Source organism: Pseudomonas sp. PGPPP1, from assembly GCF_002255865.1.
Classification (GTDB): Bacteria; Pseudomonadota; Gammaproteobacteria; order Pseudomonadales; family Pseudomonadaceae; genus Aquipseudomonas; species Aquipseudomonas cremoris.
This window is the reverse complement of sequence record NZ_NKIG01000024.1, coordinates 93769-110399: the sequence shown is the minus strand read 5'-3', so window position 1 is coordinate 110399 and position 16631 is coordinate 93769. Positions and strand designations below refer to the sequence as shown.

Sequence of the window (16631 nt, the reverse complement as noted above, 5' to 3'; positions counted from 1 at the left end):
ATGAAGCGTCTAAATATAAGCCTAGTGCTACACGGTCCGACGGTTGTGCATCTCCACCCTACACGTATCCCTGATAATTCGGGTGCTGCCGCGCGCAGAATCCGCAGCGGGTTGGCATTTACCGTGTTCTCCAATGGGGAGTCCACGCTCATGGCTAAACAAGACTAGGTGTGGGCGACTGCGCTCTCACTCAGCTCTTAACAGGCGTTGTTTCCGAAGCATTCGCCATGGTCTGGCTCAAGACTGACTGCACTTTGTGAACTGGCCGTAAATATCGGCGCAAAACGCGAGTATTCACTCTGCTTTCTGCACTCGCTTCAGGCCTCATGTCACCTGCGCTCGTTACAATCCTGAGCCTTCCAAGGTGGCGAAAGCCCCGTAGGACGGCCTCGCGTCCTGATGAATTGCGATGGTCAGGGCCGGCAGTTTGCCGCATGTCCTCTGGCCAGGCCGCTTTTGGCGGCGTTCGCGACTATAGCAGCAATGATTAAGTGCTTCAATTCCATAAAAATTGTTATCATCGCCGGCATGACGACTACCGCCCCCCAGACCCCCAGCGTCCAGCTGCTCGAGGTCTCGCCGGAATATGCCGGCCAACGCATCGACAATTTTCTCCTGGCCAGGCTCAAAGGTGTGCCCAAGACCTTGATTTACCGCATCTTGCGTAAAGGTGAAGTGCGGGTGAACAAGGGCCGGATCAAGCCCGAGTACAAGTTGCAGGCGGGCGATATCGTCCGTGTGCCGCCGGTTCGCGTGCCAGAACGTGACGAGCCTGTGCCATTGGCTCAAGGCTTGTTGCAGCGCCTGGAAGCCTCGATTGTCTTCGAAGACAACAAGCTGATCGTGATCAACAAGCCGTGCGGCATTGCGGTTCACGGCGGCAGTGGCCTGAACTTCGGCGTGATCGAAGCCTTTCGTCAGTTGCGTCCGGATGCCAAGGAGCTGGAGCTGGTCCATCGCCTGGACCGCGACACTTCCGGCCTGCTGATGATCGCCAAAAAGCGCAGCATGTTGCGTCACCTGCACACCGCCCTGCGTGGCGACGGTGTGGACAAGCGCTACATGGCGCTGGTGCGCGGCAACTGGGCCAGTTCCATCAAGAGCGTGCGTGCGCCTCTGCAGAAGAGCAACCTGCGCTCCGGCGAACGCATGGTGGAAGTGGACGAGGAGGGTAAGGAAGCGCTGACCCTGTTCAAAGTGCTGCGCCGCTTCGGCGACTTTGCCACCATGGTCGAGGCCAAGCCGGTGACCGGGCGTACCCATCAGATCCGTGTGCATACCCTGCACGCGGGCCACTGCATTGCCGGTGATACCAAATACGGCGACGAGGATTTCTCCAAGGAGATCCGCGATCTGGGCGGCAAGCGCTTGTTCCTGCACGCCTACATGCTGACCGTGCCGTTGCCCGATGGTGGCGAATTGAAGCTGCAGGCCCCGGTCGATGAGATGTGGGCCAAGACCGTGGAGCGTTTGAGTGTCGCACCTTGATTACAAACTGCTGATTTTCGATTGGGACGGAACGCTGGCCAACTCCATTGGCCGAATTGTCGAGTCGATGCATGCGGCGTCGACCCGTTCGGGTTACGCGCTGTGCACGGATCACGCGGTCAAGGGCATCATCGGCCTGGGCTTGCCTGAGGCGATTCGCACCTTGTATCCAGAGATCAGCGATGCTGATTTGGTTGCGTTTCGCGAGCACTACGCCGATCACTACATCGCCCTGGAGGCTGAGCCTTCGCCGCTATTTGAGGGTGTGGTGCAGTCTCTGAATGCCTTTCGTGCCGAGGGTTATCACCTGGCGGTCGCTACCGGTAAGGCCCGTCGCGGCCTGGATCGGGTGCTCAAGGCTCACGGTTGGGAAGATTTTTTCGATATCACCCGTGCTGCCGATGAAACCGCCAGCAAACCCCATCCTCTGATGCTCGAACAGATCATGGCCCACTGCGGTGTGTCGTCGCGCCAGGCGTTGATGGTGGGCGATGCCTCCTTCGACCTGATGATGGCGCGCAATGCTGGCATGGACAGTGTGGCGGTCAGCTATGGCGCCCAGTCTGCCGAGGCCCTGCAACAATACGAGCCGCGGCTGACGATTGATCATTTTTCCGAATTGCAGGCCTGGCTCAGCCGGGCCCGATAAGTCTTTGCTGGGGTTAATGGCATGAGTGACGAATGGAAGGCGCCCGAAAAGGCTGAAAGCGGCGATGACAAAAGCTGGAAGCTGTTGGAGAAGACCCTGCTGGCCAGTGTCCAGGAGCAGCGCCGTGCGCGGCGTTGGGGGATTTTCTTCAAACTGCTGACCTTTGTGTGGCTGATCGCAATGCTGGCGCTGTTCAGTCCGCTGATGGACATGGAAAAGAACGCAACTCGCGGTGCCAGTTACACCGCGCTGATCGAGGTGCGCGGGGTGATCGCCGACAAGGAGTCCGCCAGCGCCGACAATATCGTCAGCAGCCTGCGGACTGCGTTTGAAGATCCCAAGGTCAAAGGCGTGATCCTGCGTATCAACAGTCCGGGCGGTAGCCCGGTGCAGTCGGGATATGTGTATGACGAGATTCGCCGTCTACGCGGCTTGCACCCGGATACCAAGCTTTATGCGGTGATTTCCGATCTTGGTGCCTCCGGAGCTTATTACATTGCCAGCGCGGCTGATCAGATCTATGCCGACAAGGCCAGCCTGGTGGGCTCCATTGGCGTGACGGCCGCCGGTTACGGGTTTGTCGGCACCATGGAGAAGCTCGGCGTAGAGCGCCGCACCTACACTTCGGGCGAGCATAAATCCTTCCTTGATCCGTTCCAGCCGCAAAAGGCTGATGAAACCGAGTTTTGGCAGGGCGTGCTCGACACCACGCATCGTCAGTTCATCGCCAGTGTGAAACAGGGGCGTGGCGATCGCCTGAAGGACAAGGAACATCCGGAGCTGTTCTCCGGGTTGGTGTGGTCGGGCGAGCAGGCGTTGCCGCTAGGCTTGATCGACGGCCTGGGCAGTGCCAGTTCGGTTGCGCGGGATGTGGTTGGCGAGAAAGAGCTGGTGGATTTCACCGTGCAGGAATCGCCGTTTGATCGGTTCTCCAAGAAGCTGGGCGCCAGCGTGGCGGAGAAGTTGGCGCTGTATATGGGCTTCCAAGGCCCGAGCCTGCGCTAAGATTCTGAGCCTTGTGTAGATTCAAATGTGGGAGCGGGCTTGCTCGCGAAGGCGGAGTGTCAGTCATCGATATGCCGACTGATTCACCGCATTCGCGAGCAAGCCCGCTCCCACATTGGTTTTGTGCAGGGTTCAAGGGATTTGCACGCCTTCACTCAGCAACATGTCTACCAGGCGAATCAGCGGCAAACCTACAAGGCTCGTCGCATCCGGCCCCTCCGTGTTCTGGAACAAGCTCACACCCAATCCTTCTGCCTTGAAGCTGCCCGCGCAGTCATAGGGTTGCTCAATCTTCAGATAGCGTTCGATCCGCTCCACATCCAGCTCACGCATGTGTACGGTAAACGGCACGCAATCGACCTGGCAGTGGCCGGTCTCGGTGTTCAGTAATGCCAGCCCAGTCAGGAAGCTGACCCGCTTGCCGCTGGCGGCCAGGAGTTGATCGCGGGCGTTTTCAAAGGTGTGCGGCTTGCCGATGATTTTTCCGTCGAGTGCCGCCACCTGATCGGAGCCGATGATCAAATGCCCTGGATGGCTGGCTGCAAGGGCGCGGGCTTTCTGTTCAGCCAGGCGCTTGACCAGCTCCACGGCGGACTCATATGCGTGATGGCTTTCGTCGATGTCCGGCGAGCTGCAAGTGAATGGCAGATGCAGGCGGCTCAGCAATTCCCGGCGATAAACCGAGCTGGATGCGAGTAATAAAGGCAGCATGGGCGTCTCCTCAAGGCAGCCGGGGATTCTAGCTGCGTGACCGGCTGACGCACAGGGCTGAATTTCCTTTGACATGGCTGGGTGCATCCCTATAATGCTGCGCCTATGTTGAATGACCCGATTCCACCTCACGTTGACCCGCGCAAATTGGCTGATCGTGGCACTTCCCTTCAAGGTGAGTTGCTGCTGGCCGATTTGGAGAGACTCTGCGACCCGCTTTCCGACACTGTCGGTACGGTGCAGGCCAAATTCGTTTTTGAACGAGATGAACGTAAATCTGTGGTAATCCACAGCTTTATCGACACCGAGGTCAAAATGGTTTGCCAGCGTTGTCTTGAGCTGGTCACCCTGCCGATCCACAGCGAGTGCAGTTATGCTGTGGTGAAGGAGGGTGCGAATACCCAGTCGTTGCCGAAAGGTTATGACGTGCTGGAACTGGGCGAAGATCCTTTGGATCTGCATGCACTGATCGAGGAGGAGCTTCTGCTCGCCTTGCCCATTGTGCCTGCTCATCATCCGGAAGAATGCCAGCAGCCGGCGGGTCTCGATGACGAGCCCGAACCGAGCGAGGACGAGGTAACGCGGTCCAACCCGTTCAGTGTATTGGCGCAGTTAAAGCGTGACCCAAACGTTTAGGAGTTAATCAATTATGGCTGTTCAGCAGAACAAAAAATCCCGCTCTGCCCGTGACATGCGTCGTTCGCACGATGCCCTGACGGCAAGCACTCTGTCGGTAGAAAAAACCACCGGTGAAATTCACCTGCGTCACCACGTATCGCCAGAAGGCGTATACCGTGGCCGTAAAGTGATCGACAAGGGCGCTGACGAGTAATCACTTGTCTGCTCTAGTCATCGCGATAGACGCAATGGGCGGGGACTTCGGTCCCCGCAGCATTGTTCAGGCCTGCATTGCCAGCCTGTCTGCCACACCCTCGCTGCACCTGACCCTTGTCGGTCAACCCTCCTTACTTGAAGAACTGATTGCCAGCCATCCGGCGGTGGATCGCGCGCGCCTGACGATTACGCCAGCCAGCGAAACCATCACCATGGATGAAAAACCGGCGGCTGCCCTGCGTGGCAAGCCTGACTCTTCGATGCGGGTGGCGCTTGAGTTGCTGCGTGATGGCAAGGTGCAAGCCTGTGTCAGTGCTGGCAATACCGGGGCGCTGATGGCTTTGTCGCGGCATGTGCTCAAGACGTTGCCTGGCATTGATCGGCCTGCAATGGTGGCGGCGATCCCGACGCAGCAAGGCTATTGCCAGCTGTTGGACCTGGGGGCAAACGTTGATTGCAGTGCCGAGCACCTGCTGCAGTTTGCCGTGATGGGCTCGGTGGCTGCCGAGGCGTTGGGCGTGGCCCGGCCGCGTGTTGCCTTGCTGAATATCGGCACCGAGGACATCAAGGGCAACCAGCAGGTCAAGCTCGCCGCCACGTTGTTGCAAGGTGCGCGTGGCTTGAACTACATCGGTTTTGTCGAGGGTGACGGTCTGTACCGTGGCGAAGCGGATGTGGTGGTGTGCGATGGGTTTGTCGGCAATATCCTGCTCAAATCCAGTGAAGGCCTGGCGACCATGATCGCTACGCGTATCGAGGCGTTGTTCAAGCGCAACCTGGTTTCACGCATCGTGGGGGCCTTGGCGTTGCCGTTGATGCGCCGCCTGCAGGCTGACCTGGCGCCGGCGCGGCACAACGGTGCGAGTTTTCTCGGCCTGCAAGGCATCGTGGTGAAAAGCCATGGTTCGGCGGGCGTGGAAGGCTTTCAAAGCGCGATTGCGCGGGCCCTGATCGAGATTCAGGAAAACCTGCCGCAACGCTTGCACGGCCGTCTAGAGGACCTGTTGCCTTAGGCGAATCGGCCCGGAAATGCTTAAATGTGACCGGCCAGTTCAATTGACCATCCAATCTGTCAGTTTCGGGTGCTCCCACCGTAGGGGTGCCCATATCCGACGACCAGATCATTAGGGGCTTGTTACATGTCTACATCCCTCGCATTCGTCTTTCCAGGGCAGGGTTCGCAGTCCCTCGGCATGCTGGCCGAGCTGGGCGCGCAATACCCGCTGATCCTGGACACCTTCAAGGAAGCTTCCGATGCCTTGGGTTACGACCTGTGGGCGTTGACCCAGCAAGGGCCGGAAGAGCAGCTCAATCAAACCGACAAAACTCAGCCGGCCATCCTGACCGCTTCGATCGCCCTGTGGCGTTTGTGGCTGGCGGAAGGCGGCGCGCGCCCGGCATTCGTGGCCGGTCACAGCCTGGGTGAATACAGTGCGCTGGTTGCAGCGGGTAGCCTGACCCTGGCTGAAGCGGTCAAGCTGGTTGAACGTCGTGGCCAGCTGATGCAAGAAGCCGTTCCGGCTGGTCAGGGCGGCATGGCTGCGATCCTGGGCCTGGACGACGCCGTCGTGATCGAAGCCTGTGCCGAAGCGGCACAAGGTGAAGTGGTCAGCGCAGTGAACTTCAACTCCCCTGGCCAGGTGGTAATCGCTGGCGCCAAGGCTGCGGTTGAGCGCGCCATCGAAGGCTGCAAGGCCCGTGGTGCCAAGCGCGCGCTGCCGCTGCCGGTAAGCGTGCCGTCTCACTGCGAGCTGATGCGCCCGGCGGCCGAGCGTTTTGCCGAATCCATCGCCGCCATCAACTGGCAGGCGCCGCAGATTCCGCTGGTGCAGAACGTCAGCGCGGCCGTGGCCGCCGACCTCGAAACCCTCAAGGGTGACTTGCTGGAACAGCTCTACAAGCCCGTACGTTGGGTTGAGTCGGTCCAGACCCTGGCCGCCAATGGCGCCACCGAGCTGGTCGAGTGCGGTCCGGGCAAAGTCCTGGCCGGTTTGAACAAGCGCTGCGCCGACGGTGTGTCGACCGCTAACCTCAATACCCCGGATGCCTTCGCTGCCGCTCGCGCAGCATTGGCTTGAAGAATTAGGAGAAGCCTGCATGAGTCTGCAAGGTAAAGTTGCACTGGTTACCGGCGCAAGCCGTGGCATTGGCCAGGCGATCGCCCTGGAGCTGGGCCGTCAGGGCGCCGTTGTCATCGGCACCGCCACTTCTGCCTCGGGCGCCGAGCGTATCGCCGCGACCCTGAAGGAAAACGGCGTGCAAGGCACCGGCCTTGAGCTGAACGTCACCAGCGACGAGTCCGTGGCTGCCGTACTGGCCGAGATCACTGCACAGTTCGGCGCGCCGGCTATTCTGGTGAACAACGCCGGCATCACCCGCGACAACCTGATGATGCGTATGAAAGACGACGAGTGGTACGACGTGGTCGATACCAACTTGAACAGTCTGTTTCGCCTGTCCAAGGGCGTTTTGCGCGGCATGACCAAGGCGCGTTGGGGCCGAATTATCAATATTGGCTCCGTAGTGGGTGCCATGGGCAACGCAGGCCAAGTAAACTACGCCTCCGCCAAGGCCGGCCTGGAAGGTTTCAGCCGTGCACTGGCGCGTGAAGTCGGCTCGCGGTCGATTACGGTCAACTCGGTGGCCCCAGGGTTCATCGATACCGATATGACCCGCGAACTGCCGGAAGCACAGCGTGAAGCCTTGCTGACGCAGATTCCGCTGGGCCGTCTGGGCCAGGCTCAAGAGATCGCGAATGTGGTCTCTTTCCTGGCATCCGACGGTGCGGCATACGTGACTGGGGCTACAATCCCGGTGAACGGCGGGATGTACATGAGTTAAATTGTGACGGATCGCTTCAAAAAAATGTCATACGAGCTGTCTAAAATCCGTTATAAAGCTGCAACTTAATTTATAGGCGGGTGGTCGACCGGGTACGTGGTGAAGCTTTCAGTTGAAAAGCTGAAAAGGCTTTCTATACACTTACCCACTGGCCAGCTGCCTGAATTTGTCCATTAGGAGTTAAACAAGGTATGAGCACCATCGAAGAGCGCGTCAAGAAAATCGTCGCCGAGCAACTGGGCGTTAAAGAAGAAGAAGTGGTCAACACTGCTTCCTTCGTAGAAGACCTGGGTGCCGATTCCCTTGACACCGTTGAGCTGGTGATGGCTCTGGAAGAGGAATTCGAGACCGAAATCCCGGACGAAGAAGCTGAAAAAATCACTACCGTTCAAGCTGCTATCGACTACGTTACTGCCCACCAGGCGTAATAGTTTTTAGTCGTCGCTTGCTGTTGGGAAAAACCGCACTGCTGTTACAGCGTGCGGTTTTTTCTTTAGCTCTATAGCAAAGTGTCGTCATTAGAAAAAGGAGAGTGCTGTGTCGCGTAGACGCGTCGTAGTCACCGGTATGGGTATGTTGTCGCCACTGGGTACGGATGTGCCGAGCAGTTGGCAGGGCATTCTGGCTGGCCGCAGTGGTATTGGTCTGATCGAACACACGGACCTTTCTGCCTATTCCACCCGTTTTGGCGGCTCGGTAAAGGGTTTCAATGTCGAGGAATACCTCTCGATTAAAGAGTCCCGCAAACTCGACCTGTTCATTCAATACGGCCTGGCAGCCGGTTTTCAGGCAGTGCGTAACGCCGGCCTGGAAGTCACCGACGCCAACCGTGAACGGATCGGCGTGGCCATGGGTTCGGGTATTGGTGGCTTGACCAATATCGAAGAAACCAGCCGCATCCTGCACGATACTGGCCCCCGTCGAATCTCACCGTTCTTCGTGCCGGGCTCGATCATCAATATGATTTCCGGTTTCCTGTCGATCCACCTGGGGGCGCAGGGGCCTAACTACGCCATCGCCACTGCGTGCACCACCGGCACGCATTGCATCGGCATGGCCGCGCGCAACATTGCCTATGACGAAGCCGACGTAATGATCGCCGGCGGCGCCGAGATGGCTGCTTGCGGTCTTGGCATGGGCGGCTTCGGCGCGTCCCGTGCACTGTCCACCCGCAACGACGAGCCGACCCGTGCCAGCCGTCCGTGGGACAAGGGCCGTGACGGTTTCGTGTTGTCCGACGGCGCCGGTGCCCTGGTGCTGGAAGAGTTGGAACACGCCAAGGCGCGTGGTGCCACCATTTACGCCGAGCTGATCGGCTTCGGCATGAGCGGTGACGCTTACCACATGACCTCACCACCGTCCGACGGTGCCGGCGCCGCGCGTTGCATCACCAACGCCCTGCGCGATGCGAAGGTCAATGCGGACCAGGTGCAATACATCAACGCCCATGGCACTTCGACCCCAACTGGCGACCTAGCGGAAGCCGAAGCTATCAAGTCGGTGTTCGGCGAGCACGCTTACAAGTTGGCGGTCAGCTCCACCAAGTCCATGACCGGTCACCTGTTGGGTGCGGCTGGCGCGGTCGAGGCGATCTTCAGCGTGATGGCCATCAAGGATCAGGTCGCTCCGCCGACCATCAACCTGGATGAGCCGGACGAAGGTTGCGACCTGAACTTCGTGCCGCACGAAGCGCAGCAGATGCCGATCGACGTAGTGTTGTCCAACTCGTTCGGTTTTGGCGGCACCAACGGTTCCCTGGTGTTCCGCCGGTTCGCCGAGTGATGGAAAGCTGGGTCGACGGTCAGCCAGCGGACAACGTGCCCCTGAAAGATCGCGGCCTGGCGTATGGCGATGGGCTATTCGAAACCATCGCCGTCAAGGCCGGGCAGCCTGTGTTGCTCGACCGCCACCTGCAGCGCCTTGATGAGGGTTGCAGGCGCCTCGCCTTGGCTGCCGATCACGGGTTGATCCGCAGCGAAGTGCTGGCCTACGCCTTAGCCCTCGGCGACGGTGTTCTCAAGTTGATCCTCACTCGCGGCGACAGCCTGCGGGGTTATGGCATCAACCCTGGCGCGCCGGTGCGCCGTATCTTGCAGGGCAGCCCGCCCGCAACCTATCCCCACACCCACGGAACCGATGGCATCCGCCTGTTCCCGTGTGCGACTCGTTTAGCCGAGCAGCCCTTGTTGGCGGGCCTCAAGCACCTTAACCGCCTGGAGCAAGTGATCGCCCGCGCCGAGTGGCAGGATGCCGAGCATGCTGAAGGCTTGATGCAGGATATATCTGGCCGAGTGATCGAAGGTGTATTCAGCAATCTGTTCCTGGTGCGTAATGGCTTGTTACTAACCGCCGATCTGAATCGTTGCGGCGTTGCCGGGGTGATGCGCGCCGAGATTCTGGCCCAGGCGCAGGCACTGGGCATCCCGGTGGCTGTGGCCGACATCAGTATCGAGCAGTTACAGCAGGCCGACGAAGTGTTTGTCTGCAACAGCGTTTATGGCATTTGGCCGGTGCGCGCTTGCGCTGCGATGAGCTGGTCGGTTGGGCCGCTCACCCGTAAACTGCAGGGCATTGTTCGCGCGCTATTGGATATTTGAGTTGATACGAAAACTGGTTGTACTGCTGCTGATCGGTCTGTTCTCGGCGGCTTTGCTGTTGGGCTATTCGGCCTGGAAGTTCGACTCTGCCTTGAAGCAGCCCTTGAACCTGACCCAGGAGCAATTGCTCGATGTACCGGCAGGGGCGACGCCTACCGGCACCTTCAATCGCCTGGAAGCCGACGGCGTGCTCGATGGCGCCTTCTGGCTGCGCCTGTATTGGCGCTTCAACCTCGACGGCCAACCGCTGCACAGCGGCGAATACCGCATGACGCCCGGCATGACCGCACAAGGTTTGATCGGCCTATGGCAGCGCGGTGAAGTGGTGCAGTACAGCCTGACGTTGGTGGAGGGCTGGAATTTCCGCCAGGTTCGCTCGGCGCTGGCCAAGCATGAAAAGATCGTGCAAACCCTTTCCGGCCTCAGCGACAGCGAGGTAATGGACAAGCTCGGCCACCCCGGTGTGTTCCCCGAAGGTCGCTTCTTCCCGGATACCTACCGTTTCGTACGTGGAATGACCGACGTCGAATTCCTGAAAAAAGCCTATAACCGCCTGGACGACGTACTCGCCCAGGAGTGGAGCAAGCGTGCCGCCGATGCGCCGTACACCGACCCTTATCAAGCGCTGATCATGGCGTCCCTGGTGGAGAAGGAGACCGGTGTACCTGAGGAACGCGGGCAAATTGCCGGGGTGTTTGTGCGTCGCCTGAAAGTCGGCATGCTGTTGCAGACCGACCCCACGGTGATCTACGGCCTGGGAGAGCGCTACAACGGCAAGTTGACCCGCGCTCACCTCAAGGAAGCCAACCCCTATAACACCTATATGATTTCCGGTTTGCCGCCGACACCGATTGCCATGGTCGGCCGCGAGGCGATCCACGCGGCGCTCAACCCGGTGCCGGGCAGCAGCTTGTATTTCGTCGCCCGTGGCGATGGCAGCCATATTTTCTCCGATGACCTGGATGCGCATAACGCCGCCGTGCGTGAGTTCCAGCTCAAGCGTCGTGCTGACTACCGCTCCAGTCCCGCTCCGGTGGTAAAACCGGCGGAAGATCCGGCGCCATCGACCGAGGCACCTGCTGAAACGCCGGCCACACCTGCGCCCGACACTGTCGCGCCACAAAGCCCGCAATGACTCTGACTAAGGACTGCCTGTGACTGGCTTGTTTATTACCCTGGAAGGCCCCGAAGGCGCCGGCAAAAGCACCAACCGCGATTACCTCGCCGAGCGTTTGCGCGCCGAGGGCATCGAGGTGGTGTTGACCCGTGAGCCCGGTGGTACGCCACTGGCCGAGCGCATTCGTGAAGTGTTGCTGGCTCCGGGTGAAGAACAGATGAACCCCGATACCGAGCTGCTGCTGGTGTTCGCCGCGCGTGCCCAGCACTTGGCCGAAGTGATTCGCCCGGCCCTGGCCCGTGGTGCCGTGGTGATTTGTGACCGTTTCACCGACTCCACCTACGCCTATCAGGGCGGTGGCCGGGGTTTGTCCCTGGAGCGCATTGCCACGCTGGAAACGTTCGTCCAAGGCGATTTGCGCCCCGATCTCACCCTGGTGTTCGACCTGCCGGTAGAGGTCGGGCTGGCCCGTGCCAGCGCGCGTGGCCGCCTGGATCGTTTTGAGTTGGAAGGTCAGGCCTTCTTCGATGCGGTACGTACCGCGTTCCTCAAGCGTGCTAATGCTGAACCTGCGCGTTATCACTTGCTGGACGCTGCCCAGCCGCTCGCTCAGGTGCAACAGGCTATCGATGCCCTGTTGCCGACACTGTTGGAGCGCGCCCGTGGCTGAAGCCTACCCGTGGCAGGACAGCCTCTGGCAGCAACTGGCCGGCCGTGCCCAGCACGCCCATGCCTACTTGCTGCATGGGCCGATAGGGATCGGTAAGCGTGATCTCGCCGAGCGCCTGATGGCCAGCCTGCTGTGCCAGCGCCCGGTCAATCTGGAAGCCTGCGGCGAGTGCAAATCCTGTCTGCTGCTCAAGGCGGGCAGTCACCCGGATAACTACCTGCTGGAGCCTGAGGAAGCCGACAAGGCGATCAAGGTCGACCAAGTGCGTGATCTGGTCAGCTTCGTGGTGCAGACCGCGCAGATGGGCGGGCGCAAGGTGGTGTTGATCGAGCCGGTAGAGGCAATGAACATCAACGCCGCCAACGCCTTGCTCAAAAGCCTGGAAGAACCTTCGGGCGATACGGTGTTGTTGTTGGTGAGCCACCAGTCCAGCCGTCTGCTGCCAACCATCCGCAGTCGCTGCGTACAGCAGGCATGCCCGTTGCCGAGCGAGGCCATGAGCCTTGCGTGGTTGGGGCAGGCATTACCGGATTGCAGCGCAGAAGAACGGGTTGAGTTATTGACCCTGGCCGCCGGCTCACCCTTGGCTGCGGTAAAGCTGCAAGCCCAGGGCGTGCGCGAGCAACGTGCGCTAGTGGTGGATGGCGTGAAGAAACTGCTCAAGCAAGAACTGTCTGCCACGCAACTGGCCGAAAGCGCCTGGAAGGATATTCCGCTGCTGCTGCTGTTCGACTGGTTCTGTGACTGGTCCAGCCTGATCTTGCGTTACCAGTTGACCCAGGATGAAAGCGGCCTGGGCCTGCCGGACATGCGCAAGGTGGTGCAATACCTTGCGCAGAAAAGCGCCCAGGACAAGGTGCTCAATATTCAGGACTGGATCCTCGCCCAGCGCCAGAAGGTGCTAGGCAAAGCCAACCTCAACCGTGTGCTGCTGCTCGAAGCGCTGCTGGTGCAGTGGGTTGGCCTGCTCGGCCGTCGTTAATTTCCGAGGCCTGCGGGTGTATCGTGGGCCAGACACTTTCCGTGATTTAAGTCGTAGATTCCTATGCTCGTAGATTCCCATTGCCACCTTGATCGCCTCGACCTCTCCCAGCACGGCGGCTCCCTCGACGCGGCCCTCGAAGCCGCTCGCCAGCGTGGGGTAGGGCACTTCCTGTGCATCGGTGTCAGCGCTGAAAACGCCGCCGACGTCAAAGCCCTGGCCGAGCGTTATGCCGATGTGGACTGCTCGGTGGGTATCCATCCGTTGGACCTCAAGCCCGGCGAAGCGCCTGCGCTAGATTGGTTGCTGGGTGAACTCAACCACCCGCGGGTGGTGGCGATTGGCGAAACTGGCCTGGACTACCACTACGAACCCGAAGCCGCCGAGTTGCAGCAAGCTTCCTTTCGCTTGCACCTGCAAGCCGCCCAGCAAACTGGCAAACCGGTGATCGTCCACACCCGTGGCGCCCGCGCCGATACCCTGGCCCTGCTGCGCGAAGCCGCGCTGCCCCAGGCCGGCGTGCTGCACTGCTTTACCGAAGACTGGGAGATGGCCAAGGCGGCCCTGGACCTGGGTTTCTACATCTCGCTGTCGGGCATCGTCACTTTCCGCAATGCCGACGCTTTGCGCGACGTGGCGCGCCAGGTGCCGGCCGACCGACTGCTGGTGGAAACCGACTCGCCGTATCTGGCGCCGATCCCGCACCGGGGCAAGCCCAACCTGCCGGAATACGTCCGCGACGTGGCAGATTACCTGGCGATGCTGCGCGGCGAGTCCGCCGAGCGTTTTGCCGAGAAGACGACTGAGAACTTCAAACGCTTGTTCCCATTGGCGCACGTCAAATCCTAGGCAAAAAAAACCCGGGTTCTGGGGGGTGAATCCGGGCTAAGACCATTAGGAGTAAAACAAGGGCACACAGTCCTTCGGTACCCAGGTCGGCGCGTCACTTGGGGGAGATGTCACGCCGACAGTTCAAGTATTGATCAGTATCCGATTCAGTCCAGTCGCGACTGTTCGTTTTTTAAACAGATTTGGAATACACGCGCTTCGCTTGAGTTCTCATTACGCAGGTGTACGACGGTAGTTGTTGCGTATTATTTCTGACTGATCGGCGTCTATTCGTTGGCGCAGGGTTAGGAGGGTGCGCAGAATGTTCACATAGGCGTTGCTCGGCGACCGTTCAGTCTGGATAATCCCTCGCATCGGGTAAATCGTATCGCCACGTATCCGTGGCCCTGCGCAACCCGCCCCCTATTCACCTCTGCAGATCTCTTCCTCATGCACAAAGAACCCCGTAAGGTCCGTGAGTTTCGCCGCCGTGAGCAGGAAATTCTCGACACCGCGCTCAAGCTGTTCCTCGAACAAGGTGAAGACAGCGTCACCGTCGAGATGATCGCGGATGCCGTGGGTATCGGCAAAGGCACCATCTACAAGCACTTCAAGTCCAAGGCTGAGATCTACCTGCGCCTGATGCTCGACTATGAGCGCGATTTGAACGAGCTGCTGCATTCGGCCGATGTCGACAAGGACAAGGAAGCGCTGTCGCGCGCCTATTTCGAATTCCGCATGCGTGACCCGCAGCGGTACCGCCTGTTTGACCGCCTGGAAGAAAAAGTGGTCAAGGGCCATCAGGTGCCGGAAATGGTCGAAGAGCTGCACAAGATCCGTGCCTCGAACTTCGAACGCCTGACCCTGTTGATCAAGGGCCGTATCAGCGAAGGCAAGCTGGAAGACGTACCGCCATATTTTCACTACTGCGCTGCCTGGGCGTTGGTGCACGGCGCGGTGGCGCTGTACCACTCGCCGTTCTGGAGCAACGTGCTGGAAGATCAGGAAGGTTTCTTCCAGTTCCTGATGGACATCGGTGTACGCATGGGCAACAAGCGTAAACACAGCGGCGAGCCACCGGCTGCGGAGATCCCTGCCACCTGAGGATTTACTGCCACGCGCAGTACCCCAGGAATATACTCAGGCAAGGACGCTTGCTAAAAGCTGATTTTTCAGTCAGCTTTTAGCGCGCCCGTAACATCTTCTGCCGGAGTGATCCATGATCGTTGATCGTCAAGGCAGGCGTTTTCGCAATTTGCGGATCAGCCTGACCTCAGCCTGCAATTATGCGTGTACCTACTGCGTGCCCAACGGCAAGCGGCTGGTGGCTGCCCAGGACGAACTCTCGGCCGAGGCCATGGCCCGTGGTGTGGCCTATCTGATTGAGGCGGCCGGTATCGAGCGCCTGCGTATCACCGGCGGTGAGCCGCTGGTCAGCCCCAAACTGGAAGCCTTCATGGGCGCCGTTGGGCAGATGGGGCTCAGTGATATCAGCCTGACCACCAACGGCCAACTGCTTGCACGCAAGTTGCCGTTGCTGGTGGATGCCGGGATCAAACGCATCAACGTTTCCCTCGACACCCTGGACGCCGACGCCTTCCGCAGCATCGCCCGTGGCGGCGACTTGGCCACCGTGCTCGACGGCATGGACCAGGCCCGCGCTGCCGGGATCAAGATCAAGGTCAATATGGTGCCACTGCGCGGCCAGAACCTGGACCAGGTAATGCCGTTGCTGGATTACTGCCTGGAGCGCGGCTACGAATTGCGGTTTATCGAGTTGATGCGCATGGGGCACCTGGCCAAGGACTCCAACGCGTTCCTGCAGCAATTTGTCAGCCTGCAGCAGCTACTCAGCCTGATCGGCGAACACCACGAGTACCTGCAAGCCAACGCTCCTGTGGACGCGACGGCGGTGCGCTACGAAGTGCCGGGCAAAGGCTACTTCGGGGTGATCGCTAACGAGAGCGTACCGTTCTGCCGTACCTGTTCGCGGCTGCGCTTGTCTTCCACGGGTTGGTTGCATGGATGCTTGTCGTCGAGCAATCGTCATTATGTCGGTGACTTGCTGGACCTGCCGCGCCACCAGGCATTGCCTGCCCTGCAAGGTCTGTTGATGAAAGCCTTGGGCGACAAACAGGAAGTCGCGTTTTCGGGTGGCGCTACCATCATGAAGATCATCGGCGGCTAAAACGCCTACATTTGGACAGGTGCCTCTCCTGAATGGCGCGGTTTCTGCATCTCACGCCCATTCGCCGGTTTTCCGTCACCGGCTTCTGGAGGAATAGGATGCGTAGTCTGGTTTTGTTGCTGGCGTCATTGGCGCTGAGTGGTTGCATGACCGTCAGCGATATGGCCGAAGGCACTCGTTATCAGATGAGTGACGCCGGGCTGCTGGACCACAGCGATACGCGTCGCAGCAACTCGGTTCGCGTGCAGCCGGACTCGTTTATCTTTATCGCTCAAGGCGCATTCGTGCCGCCAGGCAGCGCCTATCCGCGTCCAAACGTGGTGGCTGAAGAGGCCTTCAACGGCTTTGTCGAATACTTTCCCATGGTGCGTCGCGCCCGTCAGGCCGAAGGCCTGGAGCAGGCGATGGCCGAAGCGCGTGGCGCGGGTGCCCACTATTTGCTGTATTGCCGTTTCGCGGCAGCGGATGACCGCATCGGCAACGCCGACGAGTGGTCCGATCAGGAGGCCCTCGACCGACTCGGCCTCGACAGTGGCGTGATCCAGGTCATGTTGATCGAGACCAGCACCCAGTATTTGATCGATACTGTGCGCATTCGCAGCCGTGGCGGTTTACTGACGTTCCACGACAACAAGCCACAAGACCTGATCGCTCGTCCCCTTGCGCAGTACGCGCGCAGCCTGCTGGGCATGAGTGACCAATAAATCCCGAGGAGAACCCC

19 protein-coding genes are annotated in these 16631 nt (G+C 59.8%); 18 read left to right on the top strand and 1 reads right to left on the bottom strand.

Features of this window, described 5'->3' with window-relative positions; all coding sequences use genetic code 11:
* Nucleotides 1–528: 528 nt before the first annotated feature.
* The 3 genes from rluC to CFE47_RS23350 are packed head-to-tail and all read left to right on the top strand — an operon-like array spanning nt 529 to nt 3142.
* On the top strand, nt 529–1488 hold the full coding sequence (gene rluC, locus CFE47_RS23360) for a 23S rRNA pseudouridine(955/2504/2580) synthase RluC (protein ID WP_033901273.1): 960 nt from the start codon (nt 529–531) through the stop codon (nt 1486–1488).
* Complete coding sequence (locus CFE47_RS23355) at nt 1475–2137, top strand: HAD-IA family hydrolase (RefSeq protein WP_286840737.1); 663 nt, start codon at nt 1475–1477, stop codon at nt 2135–2137. Before rluC ends, CFE47_RS23355 begins: the two co-directional genes overlap by 14 nt.
* A 21-nt stretch (nt 2138–2158) precedes the next feature.
* Nucleotides 2159–3142 (top strand): S49 family peptidase, encoded by a 984-nt coding sequence (locus CFE47_RS23350; protein WP_286840736.1) that lies wholly within the window; start codon nt 2159–2161, stop codon nt 3140–3142.
* Between the two features lie 132 nt (nt 3143–3274).
* On the opposite strand, the gene CFE47_RS23345 is transcribed toward CFE47_RS23350, so the two are convergent.
* Nucleotides 3275–3853, bottom strand: a complete 579-nt coding sequence (locus CFE47_RS23345; RefSeq protein ID WP_286840735.1) for a Maf family protein — start codon at nt 3851–3853, stop codon at nt 3275–3277.
* Nucleotides 3854–3958: 105 nt separating this feature from the next.
* Between CFE47_RS23345 and CFE47_RS23340 the strand changes: the two genes are divergently transcribed.
* From CFE47_RS23340 to CFE47_RS23270, 15 genes are all read left to right on the top strand, one after another.
* The gene (locus CFE47_RS23340) at nt 3959–4489 is read left to right on the top strand and encodes a YceD family protein (protein WP_010566563.1); all 531 of its coding nucleotides are present in this window, start codon (nt 3959–3961) and stop codon (nt 4487–4489) included.
* A gap of 13 nt (nt 4490–4502) precedes the next feature.
* Nucleotides 4503–4685, top strand: a complete 183-nt coding sequence (gene rpmF, locus CFE47_RS23335; protein WP_008152339.1) for a 50S ribosomal protein L32 — start codon at nt 4503–4505, stop codon at nt 4683–4685.
* Between the two features lie 4 nt (nt 4686–4689).
* Complete coding sequence (gene plsX / locus CFE47_RS23330) at nt 4690–5700, top strand: phosphate acyltransferase PlsX (RefSeq protein ID WP_185703237.1); 1011 nt, start codon at nt 4690–4692, stop codon at nt 5698–5700.
* A 126-nt stretch (nt 5701–5826) separates the two neighbouring features.
* Entirely contained in the window at nt 5827–6765 is a 939-nt protein-coding gene (gene fabD, locus CFE47_RS23325; protein WP_286840734.1) for an ACP S-malonyltransferase, read from the top strand.
* Nucleotides 6766–6784: 19 nt separating this feature from the next.
* Nucleotides 6785–7528: a 3-oxoacyl-ACP reductase FabG gene (gene fabG / locus CFE47_RS23320; RefSeq protein WP_185703239.1), complete on the top strand. Its 744-nt coding sequence runs from the start codon at nt 6785–6787 to the stop codon at nt 7526–7528.
* 191 nt (nt 7529–7719) lie between these two features.
* Complete coding sequence (acpP, locus tag CFE47_RS23315) at nt 7720–7956, top strand: acyl carrier protein (RefSeq protein ID WP_007987170.1); 237 nt, start codon at nt 7720–7722, stop codon at nt 7954–7956.
* Nucleotides 7957–8065: 109 nt separating this feature from the next.
* Nucleotides 8066–9310 (top strand): beta-ketoacyl-ACP synthase II, encoded by a 1245-nt coding sequence (fabF, locus tag CFE47_RS23310; RefSeq protein WP_185703241.1) that lies wholly within the window; start codon nt 8066–8068, stop codon nt 9308–9310.
* The gene (pabC, locus tag CFE47_RS23305; RefSeq protein ID WP_286840733.1) at nt 9310–10125 is read left to right on the top strand and encodes an aminodeoxychorismate lyase; all 816 of its coding nucleotides are present in this window, start codon (nt 9310–9312) and stop codon (nt 10123–10125) included. Before fabF ends, pabC begins: the two co-directional genes overlap by 1 nt.
* A 1-nt stretch (nt 10126) precedes the next feature.
* A complete protein-coding gene (gene mltG, locus CFE47_RS23300; protein ID WP_286840732.1) occupies nt 10127–11260 on the top strand; it encodes an endolytic transglycosylase MltG in 1134 nt (377 codons plus the stop codon).
* Nucleotides 11261–11279: 19 nt separating this feature from the next.
* Nucleotides 11280–11912, top strand: a complete 633-nt coding sequence (tmk, locus tag CFE47_RS23295) for a dTMP kinase (RefSeq protein ID WP_286840731.1) — start codon at nt 11280–11282, stop codon at nt 11910–11912.
* Nucleotides 11905–12894 carry a DNA polymerase III subunit delta' gene (locus CFE47_RS23290; protein ID WP_286840730.1) on the top strand — a complete coding sequence of 330 codons (990 nt, stop codon included), beginning with the start codon at nt 11905–11907 and terminating at the stop codon, nt 12892–12894. The genes tmk and CFE47_RS23290 overlap by 8 nt, the downstream gene beginning before the upstream one ends.
* Before the next feature lie 63 nt (nt 12895–12957).
* Nucleotides 12958–13743 (top strand): TatD family hydrolase, encoded by a 786-nt coding sequence (locus tag CFE47_RS23285; RefSeq protein ID WP_286840729.1) that lies wholly within the window; start codon nt 12958–12960, stop codon nt 13741–13743.
* 429 nt (nt 13744–14172) lie between these two features.
* Complete coding sequence (locus CFE47_RS23280) at nt 14173–14826, top strand: TetR/AcrR family transcriptional regulator (protein ID WP_286840728.1); 654 nt, start codon at nt 14173–14175, stop codon at nt 14824–14826.
* A gap of 115 nt (nt 14827–14941) precedes the next feature.
* On the top strand, nt 14942–15910 hold the full coding sequence (locus CFE47_RS23275) for a GTP 3',8-cyclase MoaA (RefSeq protein ID WP_286840727.1): 969 nt from the start codon (nt 14942–14944) through the stop codon (nt 15908–15910).
* A gap of 98 nt (nt 15911–16008) precedes the next feature.
* Nucleotides 16009–16614, top strand: a complete 606-nt coding sequence (locus tag CFE47_RS23270; RefSeq protein ID WP_185703257.1) for a DUF4823 domain-containing protein — start codon at nt 16009–16011, stop codon at nt 16612–16614.
* Nucleotides 16615–16631 lie beyond the last annotated feature (17 nt).

Bases quoted from the DNA above. Each gene is read 5' to 3' on its own strand.
- fabD (WP_286840734.1), top strand. From the start codon at position 5,827: ATGTCTACATCCCTCGCATTCGTCTTTCCAGGGCAGGGTTCGCAGTCC.
- CFE47_RS23275 (WP_286840727.1), top strand. From the start codon at position 14,942: ATGATCGTTGATCGTCAAGGCAGGCGTTTTCGCAATTTGCGGATCAGC.
- rpmF (WP_008152339.1), top strand. From the start codon at position 4,503: ATGGCTGTTCAGCAGAACAAAAAATCCCGCTCTGCCCGTGACATGCGT.
- fabG (WP_185703239.1), top strand. From the start codon at position 6,785: ATGAGTCTGCAAGGTAAAGTTGCACTGGTTACCGGCGCAAGCCGTGGC.
- pabC (WP_286840733.1), top strand. From the start codon at position 9,310: ATGGAAAGCTGGGTCGACGGTCAGCCAGCGGACAACGTGCCCCTGAAA.
- CFE47_RS23285 (WP_286840729.1), top strand. From the start codon at position 12,958: ATGCTCGTAGATTCCCATTGCCACCTTGATCGCCTCGACCTCTCCCAG.
- CFE47_RS23270 (WP_185703257.1), top strand. From the start codon at position 16,009: ATGCGTAGTCTGGTTTTGTTGCTGGCGTCATTGGCGCTGAGTGGTTGC.
- CFE47_RS23350 (WP_286840736.1), top strand. From the start codon at position 2,159: ATGAGTGACGAATGGAAGGCGCCCGAAAAGGCTGAAAGCGGCGATGAC.
- rluC (WP_033901273.1), top strand. From the start codon at position 529: ATGACGACTACCGCCCCCCAGACCCCCAGCGTCCAGCTGCTCGAGGTC.
- acpP (WP_007987170.1), top strand. From the start codon at position 7,720: ATGAGCACCATCGAAGAGCGCGTCAAGAAAATCGTCGCCGAGCAACTG.
- CFE47_RS23340 (WP_010566563.1), top strand. From the start codon at position 3,959: ATGTTGAATGACCCGATTCCACCTCACGTTGACCCGCGCAAATTGGCT.
- CFE47_RS23280 (WP_286840728.1), top strand. From the start codon at position 14,173: ATGCACAAAGAACCCCGTAAGGTCCGTGAGTTTCGCCGCCGTGAGCAG.
- CFE47_RS23345 (WP_286840735.1), bottom strand. From the start codon at position 3,853: ATGCTGCCTTTATTACTCGCATCCAGCTCGGTTTATCGCCGGGAATTG.